Genomic DNA, 24778 nt, shown 5'->3' on the forward strand with positions numbered 1-24778 from the left:
CGCGGCGGGCGGCGCGGCCGGTGTGGTGGCATCGGCGTTGCCGTGCACGGCGAGTGAGCCGGCGGTCGGCGGCATGCATCCACCTTGGGCCGCGATCAGCGCCGGTGGGGGCGCATATCACGCCCTGTGGAACCGCGGACCGGCGAACCTGGGACGCACAGGGCCAGCCGTAATCCGTCGCCGTCCGTGACACTGGAGGTGTGGCCGACAAGAATCACGAACTCGCCGATTTCCTGAAACGGGCGCGCGGGCAGGGCGACCCGGCCAGGTCCGGCCTGCCGTCAGACGGCCGTGTACGCCGCGTTCCGGGCCTGCGCCGAGAAGAGGTGGCACGCCTGGCCGGAGTGTCGACCGACTACTACACCCGCCTCGAACAGGGCAGGAACATCATGCCCTCGCCCGCCGTGATCGAGGCGGTCGGCCGTGCCCTGGCACTGGACGAGGCGGGCAGGGCCCACCTGCGCGACCTCATCGGCGTGACCGCTGCCCCGGCCCGCAGGCACCCCGGCAGCGTCCAGCGCGTACGCCCCGGCCTCTACCAGTTGCTCGACGCCCTCGACGGCGAGCCCGCCCTCGTCCTCGGCCGCCGTACCGAGATCCTCGCCGCCAACCGTATGGCGCGCGCCCTGTTCGCCGACTTCGAGCAGCTGCCGCCCCGCGAGCGCAATTACGCGCGCTGGATGTTCCTCGACGACGACGCCCGCGCGCTGTTCAGGGACTGGGAGGACCAGGCACGCGCCGCCGTCGAGAGCCTGCGCCTCGACGCCGGCCGCGACCCGGACGACCAGGCCACCGCCGCCCTCATCGCCGACCTGCGGGAACACAGTCACGCGTTCGACGAATGGTGGGAGCAGCATCGCGTCCATCAGCGCACCCACGGCTCCAAGCGCCTCCGCCACCCACTCGTCGGTGAACTCACCGTCGAGTACGAGACCCTGACGCTCCCCGGAGACCCCGGCACGACCCTGTACGTCTACACAGCCGAGCCCGACTCCGCCTCGAAGCGCGCCCTCGATCTCCTCGCGAGCTGGACTCTCACCAGGTCCGCCGGACTTCAGTCCTGACGGAGCCCGCCGCCGCGTGCGGTCCGGGGTCGGTGCGTGGCCGCTCCGGGGCGGCGGTCTCCGGCCCGTGAGCGGCCTCCGGCCTGCGAGCGGTCTCCGGCCTGCGAGCGGCCTCCGGCCCGCGAGGGGTCCCCGGCCCGCGAGGGGTCGGCGTGCCGCCGCGGGCACGCGTGTGCGGCAGGGCCACGTTCCGTACGCCCGACAGGATGTCGTGCAGGGCAAGCCCCTGCGAGTGCCGGTGTACGGCCCACGCGTACGCCGCCACGAGCGCGGGACCGGCGGCCAGGGCGAGGAGCAGCAGGAGGCCGCCGACCGGGTCGTCCGCCAGGGTGTAGGTGAGGCCCTCGTAGCCGATGCGGCTCGCGCCCTCGACCGCCTGGCCCGTGTCGCCCTCGACGGCGACCTCTACCGCGCCCGCCGCCCCCTCGGGGAAGAACGTCAGGAACAGCACGGCCGCGAACCAGATGACCAGCTGCGGCAGTCCGAGCACGGCCGCCCGCAGCGTGAGCCCGGCGAGGCGCGGCCGTCCGCCGTCCGCCGTCGTGACCAGGCGGAGCAGCAGGGCGTGCTTGCCCGGGGTCGCCCCCGTACGCCAGGGCACGAGCACGTACCAGAACGCGAACGCCGCCGGCGGAGCCCACACCACCCCCTCCGTGCCGAGCACGAAGGGAGCCATGACCGCGAGCACGGCGGTCAGCAGCGCCACCCCCGTCATGTCCAGCAGCAGCGCGATCAGCCGCCGCCCGAAGGGGACCTTGCCGGGTACGAGCGCGCGGTCGTCGAGTGTCTCCAGATCGGGCAGCGCCCGCGCCAACGGCCCCGCGGCGGCCCAGCCGAGGGCGGCGCCCGCCGTGTTGACGAGGAGGTCGTCCACGGCGAAGAGGCGGTACGGGCACGTGTACAGGCCCCACAGCCCGGTGTACTGGGTCAGCTCGAAGAAGAGGGAGCACGCGGCCCCGGCCGCGACGGCGGCGGGCAGGCTCCGGCGGAAGTAGAACCGTACGAAGACACCGAGCGGCAGCAGCAGGACGAGGTTGAACGCGGTCTGCCACACGGCGGAGTTGTGCAGCACGAGCGCGTCGAGGGTGACGCGGTGACCGGCCTCCTTCCAGACGTCGGCGACGGCCACACCCGGCGTCAACTGCGGCTCGGCGAACGTCGGGTACTTCGCGCACACGTCCACGGCGCGGGACGGCAGCGGCACGACCGTCATGCAGAAGGCGGACAGCGCGTAGTACGCGCCGCCGTACAGCGACAGCACCCGCCAGCGGGTCATGATGCCGTGCCGCCGGTAGAGGGCGATTGCCGTCGGTACGAAGGTCAGCAGCGCGAGCACCGGGAAGAGGACCGCCGCCGTACGCATCGACAGCAGATACGTCTCGGTCATGCGGCGTCACTATACACGGCGTGTATACAGGGGGTGTATAGAACGCGCTGCGCTGACGGGCGCGCGTACCCGGATCGCTGCGACGCCAGCCGCCCCGGGGTGAGCCTCGGTCGGGCGCCCGCGGCCGAACTGGCGCTGTTCGCGCAGTCGTACGACCGCCTGCTGGGGGCCGGAGACCGCTGCGGCGGTACGGGACGCACGGCCGCCCGTCAACGCGCACCTCGGCCACGGCTCGGCTGGTGCGTGCCGTACGTCTAGCGCGCCACGCGGTGGCGGAGGTAGACGAACCTCGAGCTGAAGGTGCGGGTCTCGACGAGTTCGAGGTCCACCCGGCGCTCGTGTCGGGGGAAGAACGGAATGCCGCCGCCGACCAGCACCGGGTAGACCATGGCCCGGTACTCGTCGATCAGTCCCGACGCGGCCGCCTCGGCGGCGAGCGTCGCGCCGCCGATCGCGATTTCGCCGTCGCCCGGCTCGGCTCGCAGCCGTTCGATCTCCTCGGCCAGGCTCCCGGCGGCCAGGCGGGCGTTGCCCTGCACCTCCGACAGCGTGGTGGAGAACACCACCTTGGGAAGCGGATTCCAGAGCGCGGCGAACTCGAGCTCCGCGTCGCCGAGCGAGGGGTCCTGGTCGGCGGTCTCCCAGTACAGCATCGTCTCGTACAGCCGTCGGCCCAGCAGGTGGACGCCGAGCTGCCGGGTGTCCTCGATCCAGAAGCGGAAGACGTCCTCGTCGGGTGCCGACCAGTCGAAGCTGCCGTCCGGTCCGACGATGTAGCCGTCCAGTGAGACGTTCATCGAATAGGTCACGCTGCGCATGAGAAGTCCTCCTCGGCTCCTCGGTGACGGGTTCGACAGTACGACTGCCGGACGCCGCAGGACTCATCGCTCCGCGGTCTGCCGATCCAGTGCCGTGCGCACGGCGGCGTCAGGGTGACGAACACGTTCCGCGGCTCGGTGCCCGCGTACTCCTGGGCGAGCTCCGCGATCCGCCGGTGCAGGGCCCGCCCCGACCCTTTTCCGTCACGTTCCGTGACCGTGTGCCGGGGCGTCGGGAGTGCTCTGCTGATCGAACGGATATTCGAGTTCTGGTCTATGGTGAGAGGAGGAAGACGGACGGACCGGAACGGTCAGGGGGTGGCCGAGTGGCGAGGAGCAGCGGATGGGTGGCTTTACACATCTGCACGTCACCTCCGGGTTTTCGATGCGCTACGGCGCTTCGCCCCCTGATCTGCTGGCGCAGCGGGCGGCCGAGCGCGGGATGGACGCGGTCGCGCTGACCGACCGGGACACCCTCGCCGGAGCGGTGCGGTTCGCGAAGGCGACCGCGCGGGCCGGTGTGCGCCCTCTGTACGGAGTGGAGTTGGCCGTGGGGGAGCGGGCGGAGGCGCGGAGCGCCGTACGGCGCCGCCGTACGCCCGTGAGGGGCGGTGCGTTTGTCGACGAGTCGGCACAGCGCGCCGTCTTCCTGGCGCGGGACGGCGCCGCCGGGTGGGCGGAGCTGTGCCGCCTGGTGACCGCCGCCCACGCCGACCCGGCGCACGCGCACCCGGTCCACGCCGACCCGACGCACACGCACCCGGCGCACGCCCACCCGGCCCATGCCGACCCGGCGCACGCCGACCCCGTACGCGCACCCGCCGCCACCGGTGCCCCCGCGCCGCACGCCCACCCTGCCCGACGGGACTTGCACCCCGGCCTTCGGCGTGCGCTGGAGCTAGGGAGCAGCGACAGCCCCCGGCCCTCGCCCGCGGGCCCGCCCGCCGGGCCCCGTCCACCGGGTCCGGCGCGCGGCGCGTGCGCCGCCCGGCACGCCGCGTGCGACGACCGTGCGGGCACGGCGTACGCTCGTATGACCCCTGCTTGACCAGCACTTGACCATCCGAGGGCCGGAACTCGGCCTCGTTCGCCGCCTGTTGCCGCCCGGTGTTCCACAATGGGCCACAATCGGACGACTCGGTTATCCGTCCTGTACGAGTGCGTGGGGCTTCAGGAGGGAAAAACGGAAGACAAGGGACAAGCGTCGCAAGGAGTTTCCCCCCACACGGGTTCGAAGGCCCTGACTTCGTGACAAGATCCAGCCGTTGAGTCGCTGTTTCCTCACCCCTGCCGCCCCGGGGTCAGTAACCTCGGACCCGACCGGCAAGCCGATGAAAAGCTGGAGACCTTGATGGAACGTCCCGCCTGGGCCCCACAGGGCATAGATCTGACCGTTCCGAGTGTGTCGCGCATCTACGACTACTACCTCGGCGGGTCGCACAACTTCGAGGTCGACCGCGAGGCCGGACGGAAGGCGATCGAGGGCTGGCCGGGACTCCCCAAGATCATGCAGGCGAACCGTGCCTTCATGCGGCGCGCCATCGACTACGCGGTGGGTGAGGGCGTCACCCAGTTCCTCGACATCGGCTCCGGCATACCGACGTTCGGCAACGTACACGAGGTCGCGCTCGCCGCCACCCCGGACGCCCGCGTCGTCTACGTCGACAACGACCCGGTCGCCGTCGCCCACAGCCAGGCCGTCCTGCAGGACTGCGAGCAGGCGGACGTCGTCTCCGCGGACTTCCGCTCCCCGCAGGACGTGCTGCTGAGCGTTGAGGTCGAACGGCTGCTGGACCTCGAGAAGCCGGTCGCCCTGATGCTGGTCGCGCTGCTGCACTTCATCGAGGACAAGGACGACCCGTGGAAGACGGTCGGCGAGTTCGTCGACGCACTTGCCCCGGGCAGTCTCGTCGTGCTGACGCACGCCGGTGAGGGCGAGACCCGCAAGCCCGCGGGCGCGGAGGAGACCGTGAACGTCTACCGCAACATCGGCTCCCCGCTGCTGCTGCGCTCGCGCGACGAGGTGCTGCGGTTCTTCGACGGCTGCGAACTGGTCGAGCCCGGCCTGGTCTCGATGCCCCGCTGGCGCCCCGACAGTCCGCCCGAGCAGGAGGAGCCGGTGACGTTCCACGGGTACGCAGGTGTGGGCCGCAAGTCGGGACTCACCGGGTGAACTCCGCCGCGCAGGACCTGAAGGGAGCCGCAAGAGACGGGCTCCGGCGCTTCGCGACGATCTGGAGTCGCGCGGTCTATCCGGTGACCGCGACGTCCATGACCCGCGCGGAGTTCGAGGACCACCTCCACCCGCTGGCCGAACTCCTCGGCGACGCCCTGCACTCGCACCCCTTCTCGCCCGCGGCCGGACGCGAGGTCGGCGAGGCGCTGGTGGCCGCGCACTGCACCGACCCGGAGGCGCTGCCGCAGATCCTCGGGGTCGTGGAGTCGTATCTCGTGCTGTACAGCACGGAGTCCGACCCGCTGCCGGTCGACGAGGGCCGCGCCCGCTGCTCACGCCTCCAGCACGCGATCGCGGCGGGCTTCTCGCGCGCGCTGCGCGAGCGTACGCGGTCCGAGCAGGAGGCGCTGTCGCGCGCCGCGCTGGCCGCGCAGACCGCCGTGGAGGAGGCGCTGCACACGAGCGAGACGCGGTTCCGCGCCGTGTTCAAGGACGCCACCATCGGCATAGGCATCGCCGACATGGACGGCCGGATACGGGACGTGAACGGCGCGCTGGCGCGGATGTTCGGCCGCTCCGAGGACGAGCTGCGGCGGCGCAGCGTCAACGACTGGGTGCACCCGGGCGACGCGCCGGAGGTGTGGCGCATGCACCGCGAGCTGGTCCGCGGCGAACGCGACCACTTCCGGGTGGAGAAGCCGTACCCGCGCCCCGACGGCACCGTCCTGTGGACGAACCTCACGGTGTCGCTGCTGCGTGGCGCGGAGGGCGAACCGCGTTACCAGCTGGCTCTGATGGAGGACATCACCGAGCGCCGGCTGCTGCATCTGCGGCTGCGCTACGAGGCCACCCACGACGAACTCACCGGACTGCCCAACCGCACCCTGTTCGCCGAGCGCCTGGAGCGGGTGCTGGCGGCGGGCGAGGGCAGCGGCCGGTTCGGCCTCTGCTACCTCGACATCGACGGCTTCAAGGCCGTCAACGACAGTCTCGGGCACGCCGTCGGCGACCAGTTGCTGATCTCGGTGGCCGAACGGCTCCAGTCCTGCGCCACCTCCCCCGACCATCTCGTGGCGCGCATAGGCGGCGACGAGTTCGTGGCGCTGATCACCGACCCGTCGGGCCGTGACGAGGTCACCGAGCTGGCCCGGCAGGCGCTCGCCGCGCTGGCGACGCCCATCACGATCGACGGCCGCGAGCTGTCCGTACGGGCGAGCATCGGCATCGTCGAGGGCCCCAGCGGCGAGCTGGGCCCGGCGGAGGTGATGCGCAGCGCGGACATCACCATGTACCGGGCGAAGGACGGCGGCGGCAACCGCTACGAGCTGGCCGACCCGGACTCCGACGCCCGCGCCATAGACCGGCACAGCCTCACCAACCACCTGCCGGGCGCGCTGGAGCGGGACGAGTTCTTCCTCGAGTACCAGCCGCTGATCCGGATGAGCGACGGCCGCGTGGACGGCGCCGAGGCGCTGGTCCGGTGGCGGCACCCGGTACACGGGCGGCTCGGCCCGGACCGCTTCATCCCGCTCGCCGAGCACACCGGGCTGATAGTGCCGCTCGGCCGCTGGGTGCTGGAGCAGGCCGTGGAGCAGGCGCGGCGCTGGCAGCGGGAGCTCAAGGAGGCGGGCATCGAGCGGTCCCTCAAGGAACCGCTGCGGGTGAACGTCAACCTGTCCCCGCGCCAGCTGCACCACCCCGACCTCGTACCGGACACGGTCGCCGTCCTGGAGGCCGCGGGCGTCTCGCCCGACTCGCTGTGCCTGGAAGTGACGGAGAGCGCCCTCATAGGAGCCGACGAGGACGAGCTCAAGCCGCTGCGGCAGCTCGCCGAGCTGGGCGTGGACATCGCGCTGGACGACTTCGGCACCGGCTACTCGAACCTGGCCAACCTCCGCCGGCTGCCCGCCACGACGCTCAAGCTGGACCGTTCCTTCACCCAGGGGCTGCAACGGCACCCGGCCGACCCGGTGGACGTGACGTTCGTCGGCGGGATCATCTCGCTGGCGCACGCGCTCGGGCTGCGCGTGACGGTCGAGGGCGTGGAGACTGAGGCGCAGGCGCACCAGTTGCGGCAGCTGGACTGCGACACGGCACAGGGCTGGTACTACGCGCGGCCCGCGGCCCCGAAGGACATCCCGGCCTGCTGGGCGGACTCGGCCTGAGCCACCACATCAAGCCCGTCCGGCGCCTCGGCCCGCGACCAGCTGTCGCTGGGGACGGGCCCGCACCACATCAGGGCTGTCCGGCGCGCCTGGAAGCAAGCCCGCACCACATCAAGCCCGTCCGGCGATTGAGGACGGACCCCCGCCCGTTCCCGGGCCCGCGCCTGCGTACGAAGCAGTGACCCGCCACCGGCGGCTGCCCCCACGGCCGTGGCTGAGGGCCGTCCTCAATTGCCGGACGGGCTGATTTGCCTGAGGTCTCCCCCAAGCGCCGGACGGGCTGGACTGTGCGCAGCTCGGGACGGACGCGGCCGGGGCCGGGAAACCGGGCTTGACTTGAAGCTCGCTTCAAGTTGCACGCTGTCGGCATGACGCAGACACAGACAGAGACACAGACGTACGGCTACACCGAGCTCCCCGCCCTCATGGCCCGCATGACCGGCGCCGAGAAGCACGGCCCCGCCGCCACCTCCACGCTCGACGCGCTGTGGGTGCTCTACGACCGGGTGCTGCGCGTCAGCCCCGGGACGGCCGACTCCCCCGACCGCGACCGCTTCCTGCTCTCCAAGGGCCACGGCCCGATGGCCTACTACGCCATCCTCGCCGCGAAGGGCTTCCTCGACCCCGCGACCCTCGTCGGCTTCGGCTCGTACGACTCGCCGCTCGGTCACCACCCCGACCGCACCCTCGTGCCCGGCGTGGAGATCGGCAGCGGCTCGCTCGGGCACGGGCTGCCGCTCGCCGTCGGCAGCGCGCTGGGACTGCGGGCGCAGGGGCTGACGGATCCCGCCGTGTGGGTGCTCGTCGGCGACGCCGAGCTCGACGAGGGCAGCAACCACGAGGCGATCGCCTTCGCGGGCTCGTACGGGCTGGAGCGGCTGCACACCCTCGTGATCGACAACTCCTCGTCCACGTACGGGCTTCCGGGCGGCATCGCCGCCCGCTTCAAGGCCGCGGGCTGGTCCACCGTCACCGTCGACGGCCGGGACCACGACGCGCTCCACGCGGCGTACACGCGGCCGCACCCCGGGCGCCCGCACGCGGTCGTCGCCCGCGTCGAACCGAAGAACTGACAGCCGCGGCACTGCCGAACGCTGCCACAACACAGCCGCAGCACACCCACACCACAGCCACAAGAGCACCGGAAGGACACCGTCATGGACACCATGCGCGAGCGCTTCACCGGCGTCACCACCCGCCTGCTGGACGAGGACCCGCGACTCGCCGTCGTACTGGCCGAGATCGGCGCGGCGGGCTTCGAGGAAGCCCGTACACAACACCCGGACAGGGTGGTGAACGTCGGAATCCGGGAGCAGTTGCTGGTCGGTACGGGCGCCGGGCTCGCCCTCACCGGCCTGCGGCCGATCGTGCACACCTTCGCCAGCTTCCTCGTGGAACGCCCTTTCGAGCAGGTGAAGCTGGACTTCGGGCACCAGGACGTCGGCGGCGTGCTGGTCAGCGCGTACGGCTCGTACGACTGGCCCGCGGGCGGCTTCACCCACATGTCACCGGGCGACGTCGCCCTGCTGGACACCCTGGACGGCTGGACCGTGCACGTGCCGGGCCACCCGGACGAGGCCGAGACGCTGCTGCGGCACGCGGCGGCAGCGGACGACGACCGCGTGTACGTACGGCTGTCGGAGCAGTCCAACAGGGCGCCGCAGCCGGTCGACGGGCGGAGCTTCGGCACCGTACGGCAGGGCGGGCCCGGCGCACCGGCCGTAGTCGCCGTCGGGCCGATGCTGGACGCCGTACTGGCCGCCACGGAGGGGCTCGACGTGACCGTGCTGTACGCGACGACGCCGCGCCCGTTCGACGCGGCGGGGCTGCGCGCGACAGGCGCCACGGACGTGGTGCTGGTCGAGCCGTATCTGGCGGGCACGTCGTCGGCGGCGGCCAACGAGGCGCTGGCCGACGTACCGCACCGGGTGCTGGCCCTCGGCACGGGGCGCGCGGAGCTGCGCCGCTACGGCACTCGGGACGAGCACCTGAAGGCACACGGGCTGGACGCGGCGTCGCTGCGGGAGCGGATCGCGGCCTTCACCCGGTGAGCCGGCAGCACCCGGTGAGCCCGCGTCAGGCGCTGGCCCCGCGTCAGGGTACGGGCGGTGCCGCCCGTACCCGTTCGTCCAGCCAGGCCACCAGGTCGGCCTCGACCTCGTCGCGGTTGGTCTCGTTGAGGATCTCGTGCCGCGCGTCTTCGTACGCCCGCCAGGTCAGGTCCCGGATGCCCAGGTACCGGAAGTCCTCCAGGAGTTCGTACACCAGCGACATCCCGCTGTGACACGGGTCCTGGTCGCCGACGGCGACGTGGACCGGCAGCCCGCGCGGGATGCGGTCCAGCTGCGCCGGGTCGTTGATCTTCCGTACGCCCCGCACCCAGTCCAGCGAGAGCCCCGCGCTGAACGGGAACCCGCAGCGCTCGTCGGCGACGTAGAGGTCCACCTCGGTCTCGTCGCGGGACAGCCACTCGAAGCCCGTACGGTGCGGGTACGGGTTGTTGAACGCGCCGAACAGGTCCGGCACGAAGTCCGACAGCGCGTCCCGGCCGCCCTTCTCGATCTCCGTCTCCAGCTGCCGTACGGCGGTCTCCGGCTCGCAGCCGGGCAGCGAGCGGAAGGTGCCGGAGAGGATCAGCCCGGACAGCTCCGCGCCGTACTCCTGCGCGCAGTCGCGGGCGAGCTGCGAGCCCATGCTGTGGCCGAGGAGGAAGTGCGGTGTCCCGGCGGGCAGTTCGGCCCGTACGCGGTCGCCCACGGCCTTCAGATCCGCCACGGTCGCCCGCCAGCCGTCGCCCGCGCCGACGGCGCCGTAGCCGCCGGTGTGCTGCGCGGTGCCGCCGTGGCCGCGGTTGTCGGAGGCGAGGACGGCGTAGCCGCGGGCGGTGAGGGTGCGGGCGAACCGGTCGTAGCGCTGGGCGTGTTCGGCCGCGCCGTGCGCGATCTGGACCAGCGCTCTCGGTTCCGCGGCCCGCTCCCCCGGCGCCTCCCCGCCCGTGTCATCGCCCGGCAGCCAGGTGCAGGTGGCCACCGGCGTGCCGGCCGCACCCGTGGTGAAGTCCTTGCGCAGGCCCACTTGTCCGCCTCTCGTCGTTCCCGTGCCGTTCCCTCGTGGATCAGGCTTCCGCCTCGTGGATCAGGCGTCCGCAGCCGGTAACCGTATAGGCACGCACAGGCGGCGTGAAGGAGGCAAGAGCGAGCGCGTTCGCTTCGGGCGCAACCTTTCGCACGGCGCGCGCGCCGGGCGGACTGGTGTCCGAATCTCGACCCTCACATCAACTGCCCAAAGTGCACCGATACTTGACGACTCCGGAAGGTAGTGCGTCTATGCCATTGGGTAATGCTGAGGGGGTACGCCCGTTCACCCCTGACTCGCACAGTGCCAGCACCCGCCCCGCACAGCCCGGACGAGATTGCAACGAGAGAATTTGAGTCAACCTAGCGGAACGATCTTGAACTATTTGTATGACCGTAGACGATATTCTCGTCGGGCACGGTGGGGACGGGACCGCTGCCGAAGCACGACCCCCGCTCGGTGCGCGAGCGGAGGACCCCGCGGAGGAGGGCTCGTCATGGATCGCTACTTCACGGACCAGCGGCACAAGCAGCTGCGTCTCGAAGTGCGAGAGTTCGCAGAACGGGAGGTCAGGCCACGGATACCGCAGATGGAGTCGGCTCGCACCGTCTCCCACGCGCTGTCCCGTCTGATAGCCCGTCAAGGCTGGATCGGAGTGACCGTCCCGCGCGCGTACGGCGGCATGGGCGCAGGTCACCTCGCCAAGACCGTGATCATCGAGGAACTGTCCCGCGAGAGCGGCGCCATGGGCGCCATGGTGCAGGCGTCCCAGCTGGGCGTCGCCAAAATCGTTCACTTCGGCAACGAGGAGCAGAAGAAGGCCTGGTTGCCGGCAATTGCCTCCGGTGACTGCCTCCCCACCATCGCCGTGACCGAGCCCGAGTCCGGCGGTCATGTCCTCGGCATGACGAGCACCGCGGTCCGCGACGGGGACGACTACATCCTCAACGGCAGCAAGGTCTTCGTCGGCAACAGCCACGTCGGCGACCTGCACGGCGTCGTGGTCCGTACGGGCCCCGGCTCCAAGGGGCTCTCCGCGTTCCTCGTCGAGTCCGACCGGCCCGGCTTCAGCCTGGGCGAGCAGAAGCCCTCGATGGGGCTGCACGGCTTCAGCTTCGGCGAGCTGCGGTTCGACAACTGCCGTGTGCCGGCGTCAAATCTGCTCGGCGCCGAGGGCGACGGGCTGTCCGTCGCGTACTCCTCGAGCGTGCTCTACGGCCGCGCCAACCTCACCGCCGTCTCCCTCGGCATACACCAGGCGGTGCTCGACGAGACCACCGCGTTCTGCGCCGAACGGCACCGCTACGGCGCGCCGTTGGCCGATCTGGGCGCTGTCAAGCTGAAACTCGGCCAGATGCAGTCACGGCTGATGACCGCCCGGCTGGCGGCGTACCACGCCGTGCACCTCCTCGACCGGGGCCTGCCGTGCGACGCGGAGCTGATGAACGCCAAGCTCGTCAACGTCGAGTACGCGCTGGACTCCGCCCGTACCGCCATGGAGATCCACGCGGCGGCCGGACTCTTCACCGACCGTCCCGTGGAGCGCTACCTGCGGGACGCCCACCACATCTTCGCGCCCGCCGGCACCTCCGACATCCAGCGCCTGCGGCTCGGCGAGGTGGCGATGGGCAGCGCGAAGGGCTCGTGGTCGCACAAGCTCTCCGATCTGGTGCAGATGGAGCCGACCCCCGCGGTCTGAGGGCGCGTTCGGCCGACCCCACCGGCTGAGCGCGACCGCGCCACCGGCTGAGCGTCTCGCCGGCCGCGGCACGCGGCCACCCTCGAGGTACGGCTCCCGGCACGCACGTGCCCCCGCGCACGTGCCCGGAACGTACGGCCTCGGGCGCGAGGCGTACGTGCCGCCGCGGCAGCGCCCACGGACGCCCGCCACGGCACCTGGAAGTGTTCAGTACGCGTTCGGGAGCGTCAGGAGCGCTCGTGCTCCCGGCGGTGGATCTGGTCCACGAGCTCGGCGGCCAGGGTTTTGATCGTCTCCAGACCCTGGCGTCCCCACGGCCGAGGCTCCTGGTCCACCACGCAGACGGTGCCCAGCGCCATGCCCGTACGGTCGATGAGCGGGGCGCCCAGATACGAGCGGATGCCGATCTCGTCCACGACGGGATTGCCGGCGAACCGCGGATAGTCGCACACGTCCTCCAGCACCAGCGCCTTGCGCCGTACGACGACGTGCGGGCAGTAGCCGTGGTCGCGTGCCATCACCCGGCCCACACCGCTGGACTGGTTTCCCGAGGTGCCGAGTTCGACGGCGTGGTCGGCGCCCGGCGCGTAGAGGCCCGCGAAGTACTGGCGGTCCTCGTCGATGAAGTTCACCATCGCGTACGGCGCGCCCGTCACGTTCGCGAGCTTCCGCGCGAAGTCGTCGAACTCGGGGACAGGCGCATCCCCGATCCCCAGCTCGCGCAGCCTGACCACGCGGTTCGGCGCGTCTCCGTCCTCAGGAGTCAGGAGCAGGTGGGAGGTTGGGTCATATGACATCGGTGACATGCTGACTCCTCGAGTCGATCAGATGCTGTACAAGAGCGACCAGGACCTGGGTGCTGGAACTGGCCTGCCGGGCGTCACAGAGCACCACCGGCACCTCTGGCTTGAGGTCTATGGCGGCGCGCACCTCCTCCGGGTCGTAGTGGAACGAACCGTCGAACTCGTTGACGGCCACGATGAATCCGATGCCGCGCCGCTCGAAGAAGTCCACCGCCGCGAAGCAGTCCTCGAGGCGGCGCGTGTCGGCCAGGACCACGGCTCCCAGCGCGCCCGCCGAGAGCTCGTCCCACATGAACCAGAAGCGCTCCTGCCCCGGCGTGCCGAAGAGGTAGAGCACATGGGCGGCGCTCAGCGAGATGCGGCCGAAGTCCATGGCGACGGTGGTGGTGGTCTTGTCCTCCACCCCCTCGAGGCTGTCCGTGCCCGCGCTTACCTGCGTCAGCAGCTCCTCGGTACTCAGCGGCTCGATCTCGCTGACCGCGCCGACCAGGGTGGTCTTCCCGACGCCGAAGCCTCCGGCGATCAGGATCTTCAGCGCGGTCGGAAAAGGATCAGAGTCGTTTACGGAGCCCATCCAGCACCGCCTCCAGCAGGTCTCGGTCGGTCGCGTGTTGCCCCAGCGGTGCGCGTTCGGGCGCCCGTGCGGTGATGGCACCGCAGTCCACGAGGTCGGACAGCAGCACCTTGGTCACCACCGCGGGCTGACGTATGTGTGCGGCGATCTCGGCCACTGAGAGCGGGCCGCCGCACAGTCCGAGCACATGGGTGTGATCCGGGCCCAGGTAGCTGTGCGGCCGGTTGCCGGTCGCCATCACCAGGGTGAGTAAGTCGAAGTGTGCCGAGGGTTTGGTGCGCCCGTCGCTCACCGTGTACGGGCGCACCAGTCGTCCCGCGTCACCGTCGAGCCACGGGCCCTCCACGGGTTCTGTCATCCCTTAGTGCCCTGCCGGCTGCCGCGCGGGGGTGGCCAGATACGGGCGGACGCTCTTGACGAGCATCGCCATCTCGTAGCCGAGGACGGCGGCGTCCGCCTCGCTTCCGGCGAGCACCGCGAGGCACGCGCCCTGGCCGGCGGTGGAGACGAAGAGCAGCGAGGTGTCCAGTTCGACCACCACCTGCCGTACTTCGCCGCCGTCACCGAAGCGGACTCCGGCGCTGCGGGCCAGCGAGTAGAGACCGGAAGCGAGGGCCGCCATGTGGTCAGCGGTGTCCGGCTCCAGTCCGTGCGCGGCCTTCACCAGGCCGTCGGACGACAGTAGGAGCGCGCTCCGCGAGTGCGGTACGCGCTGGACGAGTCCGGTCAGCAGCCAGGACAGATCCGGAGTTTGGCCGATGGGCGCTTCGCTCACCATGATCGCGTTCTTCTCCTTGAGGGGCGAGGGGCCGCTAGGGGGTGTCCCCGGGGGGCTACCCGCGCTGTCTACCCCTCGGCATAAGTGGGCAGGGTAATATGAGTATAAGAGACAGCTGGCGCGCGTCGAGGCGCGCCGTCTCCTGCTGCACCCGCTGGTGCTCCTCGCGCTGCTCGGCTACCTCGCGTTCCTGGTGTGGCCGGGCGGCGGCCCGGAGGACGACTACCCGGTGCTGCAGCAGGCCGACCAGGAGACGCAGCTCGGCGCGCTGCTGATCGGCCTCGCCGGTCTGCTCGCGGCCAACTACGCGGTCCTGCGCGCCCGCCGGCACGGCACGGAGGCGCACTTCGGGGTGCTCGTCCTGGCGGAGTGGCGGCGTACGGCGGCGCACGCGCTGTCCGTCGTGCCGCTGGCGCTGCTGGTCGCGGTGGTGGTGGCGGGCCAGTACGCACGGGAGGCGGCGCGTCCGCACGCGGTGGGGAACGGTTCGTTCTTCGAACTGGCCACCGGGCCGGTGCTGGTGCTGTGCTTCGGCGCGCTCGGGGTGCTGCTGGGGAAGCTGGTGCGTTCGGCGTACGCGGCGCCGATGGCGGCGATGGTGGTCATCTCGCTGACGTTCGTGATCATGCCGACGTCGGGTGCCGCGCGGTGGCTGACGCCGCTCACCGCGGACGAGCGCGAGGCGGGCCCGCTCCCGTCCGATCTGCTGGGCCGCCCGGCGGACTGGCACGTGCTGTATCTGCTGGGCCTGACGCTGCTCGCCGCGGCCGGCGCGCTGCTGCTGAGCGGCGGCCGTACGGCGGTCGTACGGGCCACCGCCGGTGCGCTGGTGCTCACGGTGGTGGGCGCGGTCGGGCAGGGCGTGGGCCCCTCGGACGAGTTGACGGCGGAACGCGAGCGGGCGACGCGCGATCCGGCGGCGGCGCAGCAGGAGTGCGTACGGCACGGGGTGACGACGTACTGCGCGTTCCCCGAGTTCACGTCCTGGACCGGCGAGTGGCGGAAGGTGGCGGACGGCGTACGGGCGCTGGCGGGCGGCGAGGCCGCGGAGCGGCACGTGACCGTACGGCAGCGGGTGTACGCGCTGGACGAGAGCGGTCCGGGCCGCGAACTCCTGCCGGGACCGCCGGGCGAGGTGACGGCGGACACGACGTGGGGCGGCGAACGCTCCCTGGAGTTCGCGGCGAGCTACGCACGCGGGCTGGTGGCGGACGACGAGTCGGAGCGCGCGGTGTACTGCGACGCGCGGTCGGTCCTCATCATGTGGCTGGCGGTCAACGGGACACCGGACGGCGAGGACGCGTTCGAGACCACGCAGTCGAACGTGTCCGGCGGCGGCGCGACCATCCTGTCCCCGGTCAACGCGGTCAAGATGCGGGACCGTGAACACGGCGTCCTGCGGGCGCTGTTGGACAGGCCGCGGGAGGACGTGGCGCAGCGGGTCAAGGACTCCTGGGCGGAGCTCGTACGCCCCGGCACCTCCACGGAACGCGCCGCAGGACTGCTCGGCGTCAAGGCCCCGGCGGAGACCGCCGCCGACCGCGAGTGGAACTGCGCGTGACGGCGCCCGCGCGCGCGGAGGCGGAAGTGGCGAGAGGCGGCTCCGTAGGGAGGCGGATCGTACGGAGGCGGATCGTGGTCCGCGGCCTGCTGCGGCCGGAGGCGCGTGCGCTGCCCTGGGGGCCTATGGCGACGGGCGCCGTCCTCGGGCTGCTGCTCGTGTCCGTACCGCTGGTGTTCTCGCTGGACGCCGGGCCGGGCGTGGGCGTCAACCTGCTGCGGGTGGCGGCGTTGTGCGGCGCGATGGCCGTCTCGTTCGCGCTGGACGACCCGGCCCGGCACACCACGGGTGTGCTGCCGGTGCCGCGCCCGCTGCGGCAGCAGCTGCGGCTGTGCCTGCTGCTGCCGCCGGCCGCCGCGTGGTGGCTGGCCGTGCTCGGCCTGGCGCGGGCGGGCGGCATGGCCGGCGGCAGTACGGGCGTACCGCTGGCGGACGTGACGCTGGAGGGCGCCGCGCTGTCCGCGCTCGCGCTCGGACTGGCGGCGGGGGTGGTGCGGTTCACGGGGGTGACCGCTCCGGGCCCCGCCGTCGTGGGCGCCGTACTGGCGGCCGCGGTGGCGGGCCTCACGCTGCTGCCGGACGGCGTCGCGCTGTTCGTGCCGCTCGGCGACGAACGCTGGGACCGCGCCCACGCGTTGTGGGCCGCGCTGCTGGTCCTGGCCGCCGCGGCGTGGGCCGCCTGCGGCCCGGAGCCGCTGCGCGCGGGGGGCGCGCGCCCGTTCGGGCGGCTCGGCCGCGGCCCCCGCGCGCGCCGCTCCGGCGCCTGAACCGCACGGGAGCCGCGCCTGCGCTGCCGCTGAGACGCGCCTGAACCGCCGCTGAGCCGCGCGGGAGCCGCAGCTGAACCGCCGCTGAGCCGCGCCGCCGTGGGCCCGGACAGGCCCGGACAGGCCCGTCCGGGGCCGGAAGAGGGCCCGGAACGAGGCCGGAAACCGCCTCGCCCCGCGCGTACGACGTGCGTACGATCCGGCAGCCCCGTCATGCACATGTCTGCCAGGTTCGGGCACTGTGCCCCGCGTCACGCCGCTGACACGATGACTCCTGCCGGGCACCCCTGAGCAGGCAGCGGGCACCGGGCCGGAAGCCGTGGGAGAGCGGCTCGGCCGGGCGCCCTCCGTAAGCCCCTGTGGTGCCCATGCGGTACGACGCCGCGTGCGGCAGGAAGCCGTACGGAGGGCGGGGGCGGAGTCGCAGCCGACGCGCGCCCGTTCCGCGTACCGCACGCAGAGAACGACGGCACGTACGGTGCGTACGCCGGTCACGGCAGGCACGCACGTACGGCAGAACAGCGGCAACAGGGGGATCGTGTGGCACGTACCCAGGACGTAAGGCGAGCCGCCCGCGCGGTGGCCGGAGGAGCCGACCCGCGGAAGGTGGCCGAGGAGGAAATCCGCCGCCGTACGGGCGTCGGAGCGGCAGGCAGCGGATCGGGCGGATCGGGCGGATCAGACAGGGGTGGTTCCGCCGGCGACGGCGGCCAGCAACGGGAGCCCCAGGAGGACGGCATGGACCCGTCCGACTTCCCGGCCGCCAAGGAGCAGGGCGGCGACATCGACACGGTGATGTCGGAGCAGACCGTCCCGCTGGACGAGGCGGGCGAAACGCTCAACCGCAGCGAACAGCGCCGCGAGGACGGCCAGAAGGTGCACGCCATCTGCCCGATGGTGATCCCGCGCGGACGCTCGTTCCTAAGCATGCTGCCGGTGTCGCTGCTGCTCGTGGTCGGCGTCATCGGTACGGCGTCGGTCGCGGCCGTCTCGTCCGGCAGCGCCTTCACCAACCCGCTGTTCGGCTGGCACTACTGGCTGATGTCGCTGCTCGCGGTCGGCTTCGTGTGGTGGCGGCAGGGCATGGTGATGGTCCCCGACGGCTGCCACGCGCTGATCACCCGCTTCGGGAAGCTGGAGCAGGTGGTGGGCCCGGGCCGGGTGATCCTGCTGAACCCGTGGAAGCGGGTGTCGTACATCATCAACACCACGCGCGAGTACCCCTTCAACGCGCCCGTACGGGAGGCCCCGACGAAGGGCGGCGTGAAGGCGTCGATCGATCTGTTCATCCAGTTCCGGATCAGCGACCCGGTCGAGTTCGTCTACACGCTGGGCGCCGTGCGCGGCTTCCAGGAGAAGCTCAGCAACGCCGTCAGCGAGACGATCCGCAGCCTCATCTACGAGCAGGAGGCCGCGACGATCTACGACATGGTGGGCGAGGACACCGGACGGCTGCTGGAGCAGCTGAACCAGCAGTTCCGGCCCGCCGTCGAGCTGACCAACGCCAACATCACGCACGCCGAGCCCGCCGACCGCAACTACCGCATGGACCTGGCCGCCCCGGAGATGGTGCGGCTCGCCAAGGAGGCGTACACCCACGAGTACGCGCTCCAGCTGCGCAAGGAGCAGGACGAGGGCGACCTCAGCAAGGAGCTGGCCACCCGGCAGGAGACCCTGTCGTCGATCCAGGCGGACATCGCCCAGCACCAGGCGCGCATGGACACCGCCGTGGAGCGCGAGACCAACCGCGCACAGGCGCTCGCCCGCCAGCGCTACGTACAGGCCGAGTCCGAGGCGAAGGCCAACGCGGCGCTGCTGGAGGCCCAGGCGCTGGACATCCGCGCGGTGACGGCGGCCGAGGCGCCGGAGATCCTCGAGTACCGCTACCAGCAGCAGGTGCTGGACACGCTGGAGGAGATGGCCGGGCACCTGCCGCGCGTCGTACGCATCGGCGGAGCCGGCGACGGGAACGCCGCCGTTGCCGGTACGGGTGCCGCTGGTACGGGTGCCGGTGCGGCCGGGGTGGACTTCCTCGCGCTCGCCCGCGAACTCGTCGGCGAGCACGGCGCGGAGCTGTTCTCGGCGGGCGACATGGCCGCCGTACGGGACCGGCTGCCGGAGGTGTCCGACCGGATCGCGGGCCGGGAGGCGGAGATCGCCAGCCTGCTGGAGGCGGCGGACCGGCCGACCGTACCGGACACGACAGCCGGTGGAACCACCGCCGGGGACGACGACCGTGACGAGCACACGGCGCACGCCGAGCACACCGAGCACACCGCGCACGCCGAGCAGGACGAGGAGACCGCCGAATGAGCATCGCACGCGCCGGCCGCCGGTCGGTGATCTCGGAAGAGGTCGCTCCCTGGGGCGACATCCCGCAACTGCTGCGCGGCGGCGAGGCCGGCAAGATCACCCCGGTGATCATCCCGCGCAACCGCCAGCGGGTGTGGTGGATGGTCCCGATGTGGCTCGGCGTCCTCGCCCTGCTCACCGGCATCATGCTGAACGTCGAAGGGTCCGGCGCCGACGCCGCGTCCGACCTCGCGTACGGCGCCCTCGCCACGCTCGCCTACGTCGGCGGCGTACTGCTGCTGGTGGGCGGCGGCCTGTGGTGGTGGCGCTCGTCGATCGTGAAGATCGAGCAGGGCACCACCGGCATCCTCACCCGCTACGGCGCGATCGCCCGCACGCTGGACCCCGGACGGCACTTCCTGTGGCACCCGTGGTCGCGGGTGGAGTTCGTGGTGGACACCGCCACGGAGATCCCGTACTCGGCGCCGGTCGTCGCCTGCCCGACGCGGGAGAACGTGCCCCTGCGGTCCATCGAGTTCTTCCTGAAGTTCCGCATCACGGACGCCGTGCTGTTCGTACGGACCATCGGGGCGGGCAACTTCGACCTCGTGCTGTCCAACGCCGTACAGGACGCCATCCGGCAGCGCGGCCGCCAGGTGCGCACGGAGCACGCGTACGACCTGCGCGGCTCGGACGTCGCCGACATGCAGGAACTCCTCAACCGGCAGCTGTCCCGCTACGGCGTCCGCATCACCGGCAGCAACATCCCGGACGTGCAGCTGCCCGTGCAGTACCAGCAGCACCTGGCCACCCGTGAACGCGTCGCCAAGGAGCGCACCGCGTACGAGCAGGAGTGGGGCCTGACCCGGAAGCGCCGTACGGACAGCCTGCAGATGGACATCGAGCGGGCGAAGAAGGTGCGGGACGCGCGCATCGTCGAGGTGCGGGCGGCGCTCAACAAGGCCCGCGAGGACGTCGCGCAGCTGCTCGAGGAGCGCGAGACGGAGGCGCAGAAGGTGCGCTTCGAGATCGAGACGCGCGGCCGCAGCGGACTCATCTCAGCCGAGAACGAGGCACGTGCGCAGCGCCGGCTGGCGCAGGCGTACCGGGACAACCGCGCGGTGCTCCAGTACGAACTGGCCCGCCGCCGCCTGGAGGTCGGCGCGACGCTGGCGGGCAGCGCGCCACAGCCGCTGGTGGTACGTACGGACGGGGGCGGCGGTGGCGACACCTCGGCGCTGTCCACGCTGGTCACGGCGCAACTGCTGCCGCGGCTGGCGGCGCTGCCGGACGGCGGAGCGTACGACGAGGAGGAGTAGGGGCGTTTCGGGGTGTGCCGGGCGGTCCGTGGCCTGCGGGGGGCAGGTCACGGACCGCCCGCCGCCTGGCAGACTCGTAGCCCCTCCCCCCGTAGGGGCGCCCGCTGCCGCGGGGTGCGAGCCGTCGACCGAGAGAGGTCCAGCCCATGGCGGGAAACCTGACGAACTGGGCCCGGAACGTCGAGTTCCAGGCGGCCGGCGGCCTCCGTACCCCGGCCTCGCTCGACGAGCTGTGCGCGCTCGTGGCCGAGGGCGGGCGCGTACGGGCGCTGGGCGCCGGGCACTCGTTCAACCGCGCCGCCGACACGACGGGCACCCTCGTCAGCCTGAGCCGTATGCCCCGGCTCGCGGAGGTGGACACCGGCGCGCGCACCGTACGCGCCGGCGCGGGCATGACCTTCGCCCAACTGTGCGCCGCACTCCGCCCGTACGGCCTCGCGCTGCCCAACCTGCCGTCCACACCGCACTTCACGCTCGCGGGCGCGTACGCCACCGGAACGCACGGTTCGGGTGACGCGCACGGGACGCTCGCCACCGCCGTACGGGCCGTCGAACTGGTCACGGCGGACGGCAAGGTCAGCACGCTGTCCTCTGCTGAAGACGGGGGCGTCGGCGGGGACTTCGATGGCGACTTCGGCGGTGACTTCGGGGGTGCCGTGACCTCTCTCGGCGCGCTCGGCATCGCCACCGCCGTCACGCTCGACCTGTGCCCCGCCTTCGAGGTCGAGCAGCACGTGTACGAGGGCCTGCCGTGGGGCGCGTTCACCGAACACATCGACGCGCTGCCGGCCACCGCGTACAGCGTCAGCGCCTTCACCGACTGGGGCGGCGACTCCGTACGGCTGTGGCTGAAGCGCCGCGTCGGCGACCCTCTGCCGGACCTCGCCTGGACCGGCGCCCGCCCCGCGACCCGCCCGCACCACCCCATCGACGGGATGCCGACGGCCAACGCCACCGAGCAACTGGGCGTCGCCGGGCCGTGGGACGAGCGGCTGCCGCACTTCCGTTCCGGTTTCCTGCCGAGCGCGGGCGACGAGCTGCAGTCCGAGTACCTGGTGCCGCGCACGGACGCCGCCGCGGCCGTACAGGCGCTCCGCACCCTGCGGCCGTGGCTCGCGCCCGTACTCCAGGTGTCCGAGATCCGCAGCGTGGCGGCCGACGGGCAGTGGCTCAGCCCGAGCCACGGGCGGGCCAGCGTCGCGTTCCACTTCACGTGGGTCGCGGACGCGGCGGCCGTCGAGCCCGTGCTCGTACGCCTCGAAGAGGCGCTCGCGCCGTTCGACGCGCGCCCCCACTGGGGGAAGCTCTCCACGACGGCCCCGGAGGCGCTGCGCCGCTCGTACGCGCGATGGGACGACTTCGCGGCGCTGCTGGCGCGGTGCGACCCGGGTGGCACGTTCCGGAACGCGCCCCTCGACCACTACTTTCCGGCGGCCCCTGCGTCGGGCTGACGCGCGCGCCACCTCAAGCCCGTCCGGCGTTTGAGGACGGACCGGGGCGGCCACCGGTGGGCGGGTGGTCGTGTGGCGGCGTGGCCACCGGCAGGTCCGTCGTGGCCGGGGGCCGTCCTCAATCGCCGGACGGCTTGAGTGCGTGGCAGGCACCGCACCGGGCTTGGGCTGTCTGAACACGCGTTGAATGAAATCCGAACACTCCGAACCGCCTACAACGTTGTCAGGGCCACCGCCGTCACACATGTACCAACGCATTTCCCTGCTCACGTCAAGGACCAGGTACATGAAGCTTCGTCGCATACTGTCGGCCACCGCCCTGACCGCCGCGGTCGCCCCGTTAACTCTCCTGGGCGCGACCGCTGCCCACGCCACGGACGACGGCCCCTCGCCGTCCCCGTCCCCTTCCGCGCCGTCGGCGTCGCCCGCCCCGTCGGCCACCGAGCCGCCCGCGCCCTGCAACAACGGGCCTTCCACCATGGTGAGTGTCAGCCTCAAGGGGCTGCCCGACGAGATCAAGGCGGGTGGCGGCTGGCACACGTTCACCCTGGACGTGGCCAACAAGACCGGCACCGCGCTCGGCGCGGTCGAAGCGTCCGTCACCGCCAACAACGGTTCCCCCAGCGAGAACGGCGACCTGTTCGAGCACGCCTGGCTGGAGTTCTGGGACGCCGGTGAGGGCAAGTGGATGAGCCTGGAGGACCAGGGCCGGAACGACGTCCGCGACACCGGCATCATCTTCGGCTTCACCGACCTGGACGCGAAGGAATCGGCCACGCTGAAGTTCCGGCTGCGGGTCGACGCCGGGGCCACGCCCGGCCCGAGTTACGCGGGCGGCGGTGCCACGTACGTGGACCCGGAGGAGGGCTGCACCGACGGCACCACCACCCCGTCCGCCAACTTCGACGTGCTGGCCCCCGGCCAGGAGGGCGGCGGCGGTTCCGAGACGTCACCGGCGACCGAGCCCGGTGCCGCGCCGGACGGCACCAAGCCGCAGGGCGGCGCTTCGAAGCCCGCGGACGGCGGGAGCGGCGAGAGCGGCGAGAAGCTCGCCGAGACGGGTTCCTCCTCCGCGACGACGGCCGTCGCCGCGGCCGGTGCCCTGGCCGTGGTGGCCGGTGCGGGAACGGTGCTCGTCGTACGGCGCCGCCGGGGCGGTGCCGCCTCGGCGTGACGCCTCCGGCTCGTCGGTGCTCCGGCGCGTCCCGCCGGTTCGGGATGCGTCGGGGCCGTACGGGCGCGATCATCGGGGCATGAACACCACCGTACGGCTTGCCCAGCAGCCGGAGGCCGACGAACTGCTCAGCCGTGACCCGCTCGCCGCCCTGATCGGCATGCTGCTGGACCAGCAGGTGCCGATGGAATGGGCGTTCACCGGCCCGTACACCATCGCGCAGCGCATGGGCCGCGAGACGCTCGACGCGGGGGAGATCGCGTCGTACGCGCCCGAGGAGTTCGCGGCGCTGCTCTCCGCGAAGCCCGCCGTCCACCGTTACCCGGGGTCGATGGCCAAGCGCGTCCAGCAGCTGTGCCGGCACCTGGTCGACGAGTACGGCGGCGACCCGCGCACCCTCTGGCGCGATGCGGCGACCGGCCGCGAGCTGCTGAACCGCCTCAACGCCCTGCCGGGCTACGGCAAGCAGAAGTCCCAGATCTTCGTGGCGCTGCTCGGCAAGCAGTACGGCGTACGCCCGGAGGGCTGGCGGGAGGCGGCGGGCGCGTACGGCGAGGAGGGCTCGTACCGTTCCGTCGCGGACATCACCGGTCCGGACTCCCTGGACCGCGTACGCGCGCACAAGCGTGAGATGAAGCAGGCGGCGAAGGCGGCCGCGAAGAAGCCGTAGTCACGCGGGGTCGAGGCGGTCGAGCTCGTCGGCCGACAGGCGCAGGGCGCCGGCGGCCACGTTGGCCGTGAGGTGGTCGGGGTTGCCCGTACCGGGAATGGCCAGCACGTGCGGACCCTGCTGGAGCGTCCACGCCAGCCGTACCTGCGCGGGCGTCGCACCGTGCCCGCGTGCCACGTCGTGCACGGGGTCGGGGTCGTGCACGGTGTCGTCGTCGGCGGCGGTGTCAGCGTCGGTGGAGCTCACGCCCGCCTCGCGACGGGTGCCGGCGATGGCGAAGAACGGCACGTAGGCGACGCCCCGTTCCCCGCACGCCCGCAGGAACGCGCGCTCCTCGGCCGGCGCGGTGCCGATCCCGTACGGGTTCTGCACGCAGACGACCGGCGCGATGGCCTGGGCCTCGGCGAGGTGCGCGGGGGTGGCGTTGGAGATGCCGAGGTGGCGTACGAGTCCGGCGTCGCGCAGGGCGGCCAGCGCGCCGAAGTGTTCGGCGATGGAGCCGTCGGGGGCGCCCTCTTGGCTCGCGGCGCTGTTCGCGCCCGGGCTCGCGGCTGCGGTCGCGGCCGCGCTCGCGCGCCTGCGGCTGGGCGGGACGCGGAGGTTGACCACGTCCAGGTGATCGCGTCCGAGCTGGCGCAGATTCTCCTCGACCTGCCCACGCAACTGCTCCGGCTCCGCCCACCACCAGCCGCCCGACGGGTCGCGGCCGGGCCAGACCTTGGTGGAGATGACGAGGTCGTCCGGGTACGGGGCGAGCGCGCGGTTGATCAACTCGTTGGCGGAGCGGAGGGAGGAGAAGTAGAACGCGGCGGTGTCGATGTGGTTGACGCCGAGCTCGACCGCCCGCCGCAGCACGGTGAGCGACCGCTCGCGGTCGCTGGGGGTGCCGTCGTGGAACGCCCCGCTGCCGGTCAGACGCATCGCGCCGAACCCCATGCGGTGGACGGTGCGGTCACCAAGCGTCCAGCTGCCGGCGGCGTCGGCAGTGACGATCTGTGAGTCCAT

General features: G+C 72.1%; 21 protein-coding genes and 1 pseudogene. 14 read left to right on the plus strand and 8 right to left on the minus strand.

Going from position 1 to position 24778, the window contains the following annotated elements; genetic code table 11:
- Nucleotides 1-200: 200 nt before the first annotated feature.
- A complete protein-coding gene (locus DVA86_RS33140) occupies nt 201-1064 on the plus strand; it encodes a helix-turn-helix transcriptional regulator (protein ID WP_208883846.1) in 864 nt (287 codons plus the stop codon).
- On the opposite strand, the gene DVA86_RS33145 is transcribed toward DVA86_RS33140, so the two are convergent.
- Together DVA86_RS33145 and DVA86_RS33150 are read right to left on the minus strand one after the other, a co-directional pair.
- A complete protein-coding gene (locus DVA86_RS33145) occupies nt 1036-2451 on the minus strand; it encodes a VanZ family protein (protein ID WP_208883848.1) in 1416 nt (471 codons plus the stop codon). The genes DVA86_RS33140 and DVA86_RS33145 overlap by 29 nt on opposite strands.
- A 254-nt stretch (nt 2452-2705) precedes the next feature.
- Complete coding sequence (locus DVA86_RS33150; RefSeq protein ID WP_208883849.1) at nt 2706-3269, minus strand: dihydrofolate reductase family protein; 564 nt, start codon at nt 3267-3269, stop codon at nt 2706-2708.
- Nucleotides 3270-3612: 343 nt separating this feature from the next.
- Here DVA86_RS33150 and DVA86_RS33155 point away from each other — a divergent pair.
- The 5 genes and pseudogenes from DVA86_RS33155 to DVA86_RS33175 all read left to right on the plus strand — a co-directional run.
- Nucleotides 3613-3981, plus strand: a pseudogene (locus tag DVA86_RS33155) (PHP domain-containing protein); the annotation flags it as partial.
- Between the two features lie 639 nt (nt 3982-4620).
- On the plus strand, nt 4621-5442 hold the full coding sequence (locus tag DVA86_RS33160) for an SAM-dependent methyltransferase (RefSeq protein WP_208883851.1): 822 nt from the start codon (nt 4621-4623) through the stop codon (nt 5440-5442).
- Nucleotides 5439-7610: a putative bifunctional diguanylate cyclase/phosphodiesterase gene (locus DVA86_RS33165; RefSeq protein ID WP_281279341.1), complete on the plus strand. Its 2172-nt coding sequence runs from the start codon at nt 5439-5441 to the stop codon at nt 7608-7610. The genes DVA86_RS33160 and DVA86_RS33165 overlap by 4 nt, the downstream gene beginning before the upstream one ends.
- 368 nt (nt 7611-7978) lie before the next feature.
- Nucleotides 7979-8683 (plus strand): thiamine pyrophosphate-dependent enzyme, encoded by a 705-nt coding sequence (locus DVA86_RS33170; protein ID WP_208883853.1) that lies wholly within the window; start codon nt 7979-7981, stop codon nt 8681-8683.
- 84 nt (nt 8684-8767) lie between these two features.
- Entirely contained in the window at nt 8768-9661 is an 894-nt protein-coding gene (locus DVA86_RS33175) for a transketolase family protein (protein WP_208883854.1), read from the plus strand.
- Between the two features lie 43 nt (nt 9662-9704).
- On the opposite strand, the gene DVA86_RS33180 is transcribed toward DVA86_RS33175, so the two are convergent.
- A complete protein-coding gene (locus DVA86_RS33180; RefSeq protein WP_425471014.1) occupies nt 9705-10679 on the minus strand; it encodes an alpha/beta fold hydrolase in 975 nt (324 codons plus the stop codon).
- Between the two features lie 502 nt (nt 10680-11181).
- On the opposite strand from DVA86_RS33180, the gene DVA86_RS33185 reads away from it, so the two are divergent.
- Nucleotides 11182-12384 (plus strand): acyl-CoA dehydrogenase family protein, encoded by a 1203-nt coding sequence (locus tag DVA86_RS33185; RefSeq protein ID WP_208883857.1) that lies wholly within the window; start codon nt 11182-11184, stop codon nt 12382-12384.
- A 227-nt stretch (nt 12385-12611) separates the two neighbouring features.
- On the opposite strand, the gene DVA86_RS33190 is transcribed toward DVA86_RS33185, so the two are convergent.
- From DVA86_RS33190 to DVA86_RS33205, 4 genes are read right to left on the minus strand one after another with little or no spacing between them, the layout of a single operon-like run.
- Entirely contained in the window at nt 12612-13181 is a 570-nt protein-coding gene (locus DVA86_RS33190) for a GAF domain-containing protein (protein ID WP_208883858.1), read from the minus strand.
- Entirely contained in the window at nt 13171-13761 is a 591-nt protein-coding gene (locus tag DVA86_RS33195) for a GTP-binding protein (protein ID WP_208883859.1), read from the minus strand. The genes DVA86_RS33190 and DVA86_RS33195 overlap by 11 nt, the downstream gene beginning before the upstream one ends.
- Complete coding sequence (locus DVA86_RS33200) at nt 13739-14119, minus strand: DUF742 domain-containing protein (protein ID WP_208883860.1); 381 nt, start codon at nt 14117-14119, stop codon at nt 13739-13741. The genes DVA86_RS33195 and DVA86_RS33200 overlap by 23 nt, the downstream gene beginning before the upstream one ends.
- A gap of 3 nt (nt 14120-14122) precedes the next feature.
- Entirely contained in the window at nt 14123-14539 is a 417-nt protein-coding gene (locus DVA86_RS33205; protein WP_208883861.1) for a roadblock/LC7 domain-containing protein, read from the minus strand.
- Between the two features lie 157 nt (nt 14540-14696).
- Here DVA86_RS33205 and DVA86_RS33210 point away from each other — a divergent pair, with 157 nt between their 5' ends.
- From DVA86_RS33210 to DVA86_RS33240, 7 genes are all read left to right on the plus strand, one after another.
- The gene (locus DVA86_RS33210; protein WP_208883862.1) at nt 14697-16100 is read left to right on the plus strand and encodes an ABC transporter permease; all 1404 of its coding nucleotides are present in this window, start codon (nt 14697-14699) and stop codon (nt 16098-16100) included.
- A complete protein-coding gene (locus DVA86_RS33215) occupies nt 16097-16867 on the plus strand; it encodes an ABC transporter (RefSeq protein WP_208883863.1) in 771 nt (256 codons plus the stop codon). Before DVA86_RS33210 ends, DVA86_RS33215 begins: the two co-directional genes overlap by 4 nt.
- A gap of 738 nt (nt 16868-17605) precedes the next feature.
- The gene (locus DVA86_RS33220) at nt 17606-19180 is read left to right on the plus strand and encodes an SPFH domain-containing protein (protein WP_245997815.1); all 1575 of its coding nucleotides are present in this window, start codon (nt 17606-17608) and stop codon (nt 19178-19180) included.
- On the plus strand, nt 19177-20478 hold the full coding sequence (locus DVA86_RS33225; RefSeq protein ID WP_208883865.1) for an SPFH domain-containing protein: 1302 nt from the start codon (nt 19177-19179) through the stop codon (nt 20476-20478). The genes DVA86_RS33220 and DVA86_RS33225 overlap by 4 nt, the downstream gene beginning before the upstream one ends.
- A 146-nt stretch (nt 20479-20624) precedes the next feature.
- The gene (locus DVA86_RS33230; protein WP_208883867.1) at nt 20625-21929 is read left to right on the plus strand and encodes an FAD-binding protein; all 1305 of its coding nucleotides are present in this window, start codon (nt 20625-20627) and stop codon (nt 21927-21929) included.
- 478 nt (nt 21930-22407) lie between these two features.
- Nucleotides 22408-23103 (plus strand): LAETG motif-containing sortase-dependent surface protein, encoded by a 696-nt coding sequence (locus DVA86_RS33235; protein ID WP_208883868.1) that lies wholly within the window; start codon nt 22408-22410, stop codon nt 23101-23103.
- Nucleotides 23104-23182: 79 nt separating this feature from the next.
- Nucleotides 23183-23773 (plus strand): HhH-GPD-type base excision DNA repair protein, encoded by a 591-nt coding sequence (locus tag DVA86_RS33240; protein ID WP_208883869.1) that lies wholly within the window; start codon nt 23183-23185, stop codon nt 23771-23773.
- On the opposite strand, the gene DVA86_RS33245 is transcribed toward DVA86_RS33240, so the two are convergent.
- Nucleotides 23774-24778, minus strand: coding sequence for an aldo/keto reductase (locus DVA86_RS33245; protein WP_208883870.1), 1005 nt, complete (start codon nt 24776-24778; stop codon nt 23774-23776).

Source organism: Streptomyces armeniacus, assembly GCF_003355155.1.
Classification (GTDB): domain Bacteria; phylum Actinomycetota; class Actinomycetes; order Streptomycetales; family Streptomycetaceae; genus Streptomyces; species Streptomyces armeniacus.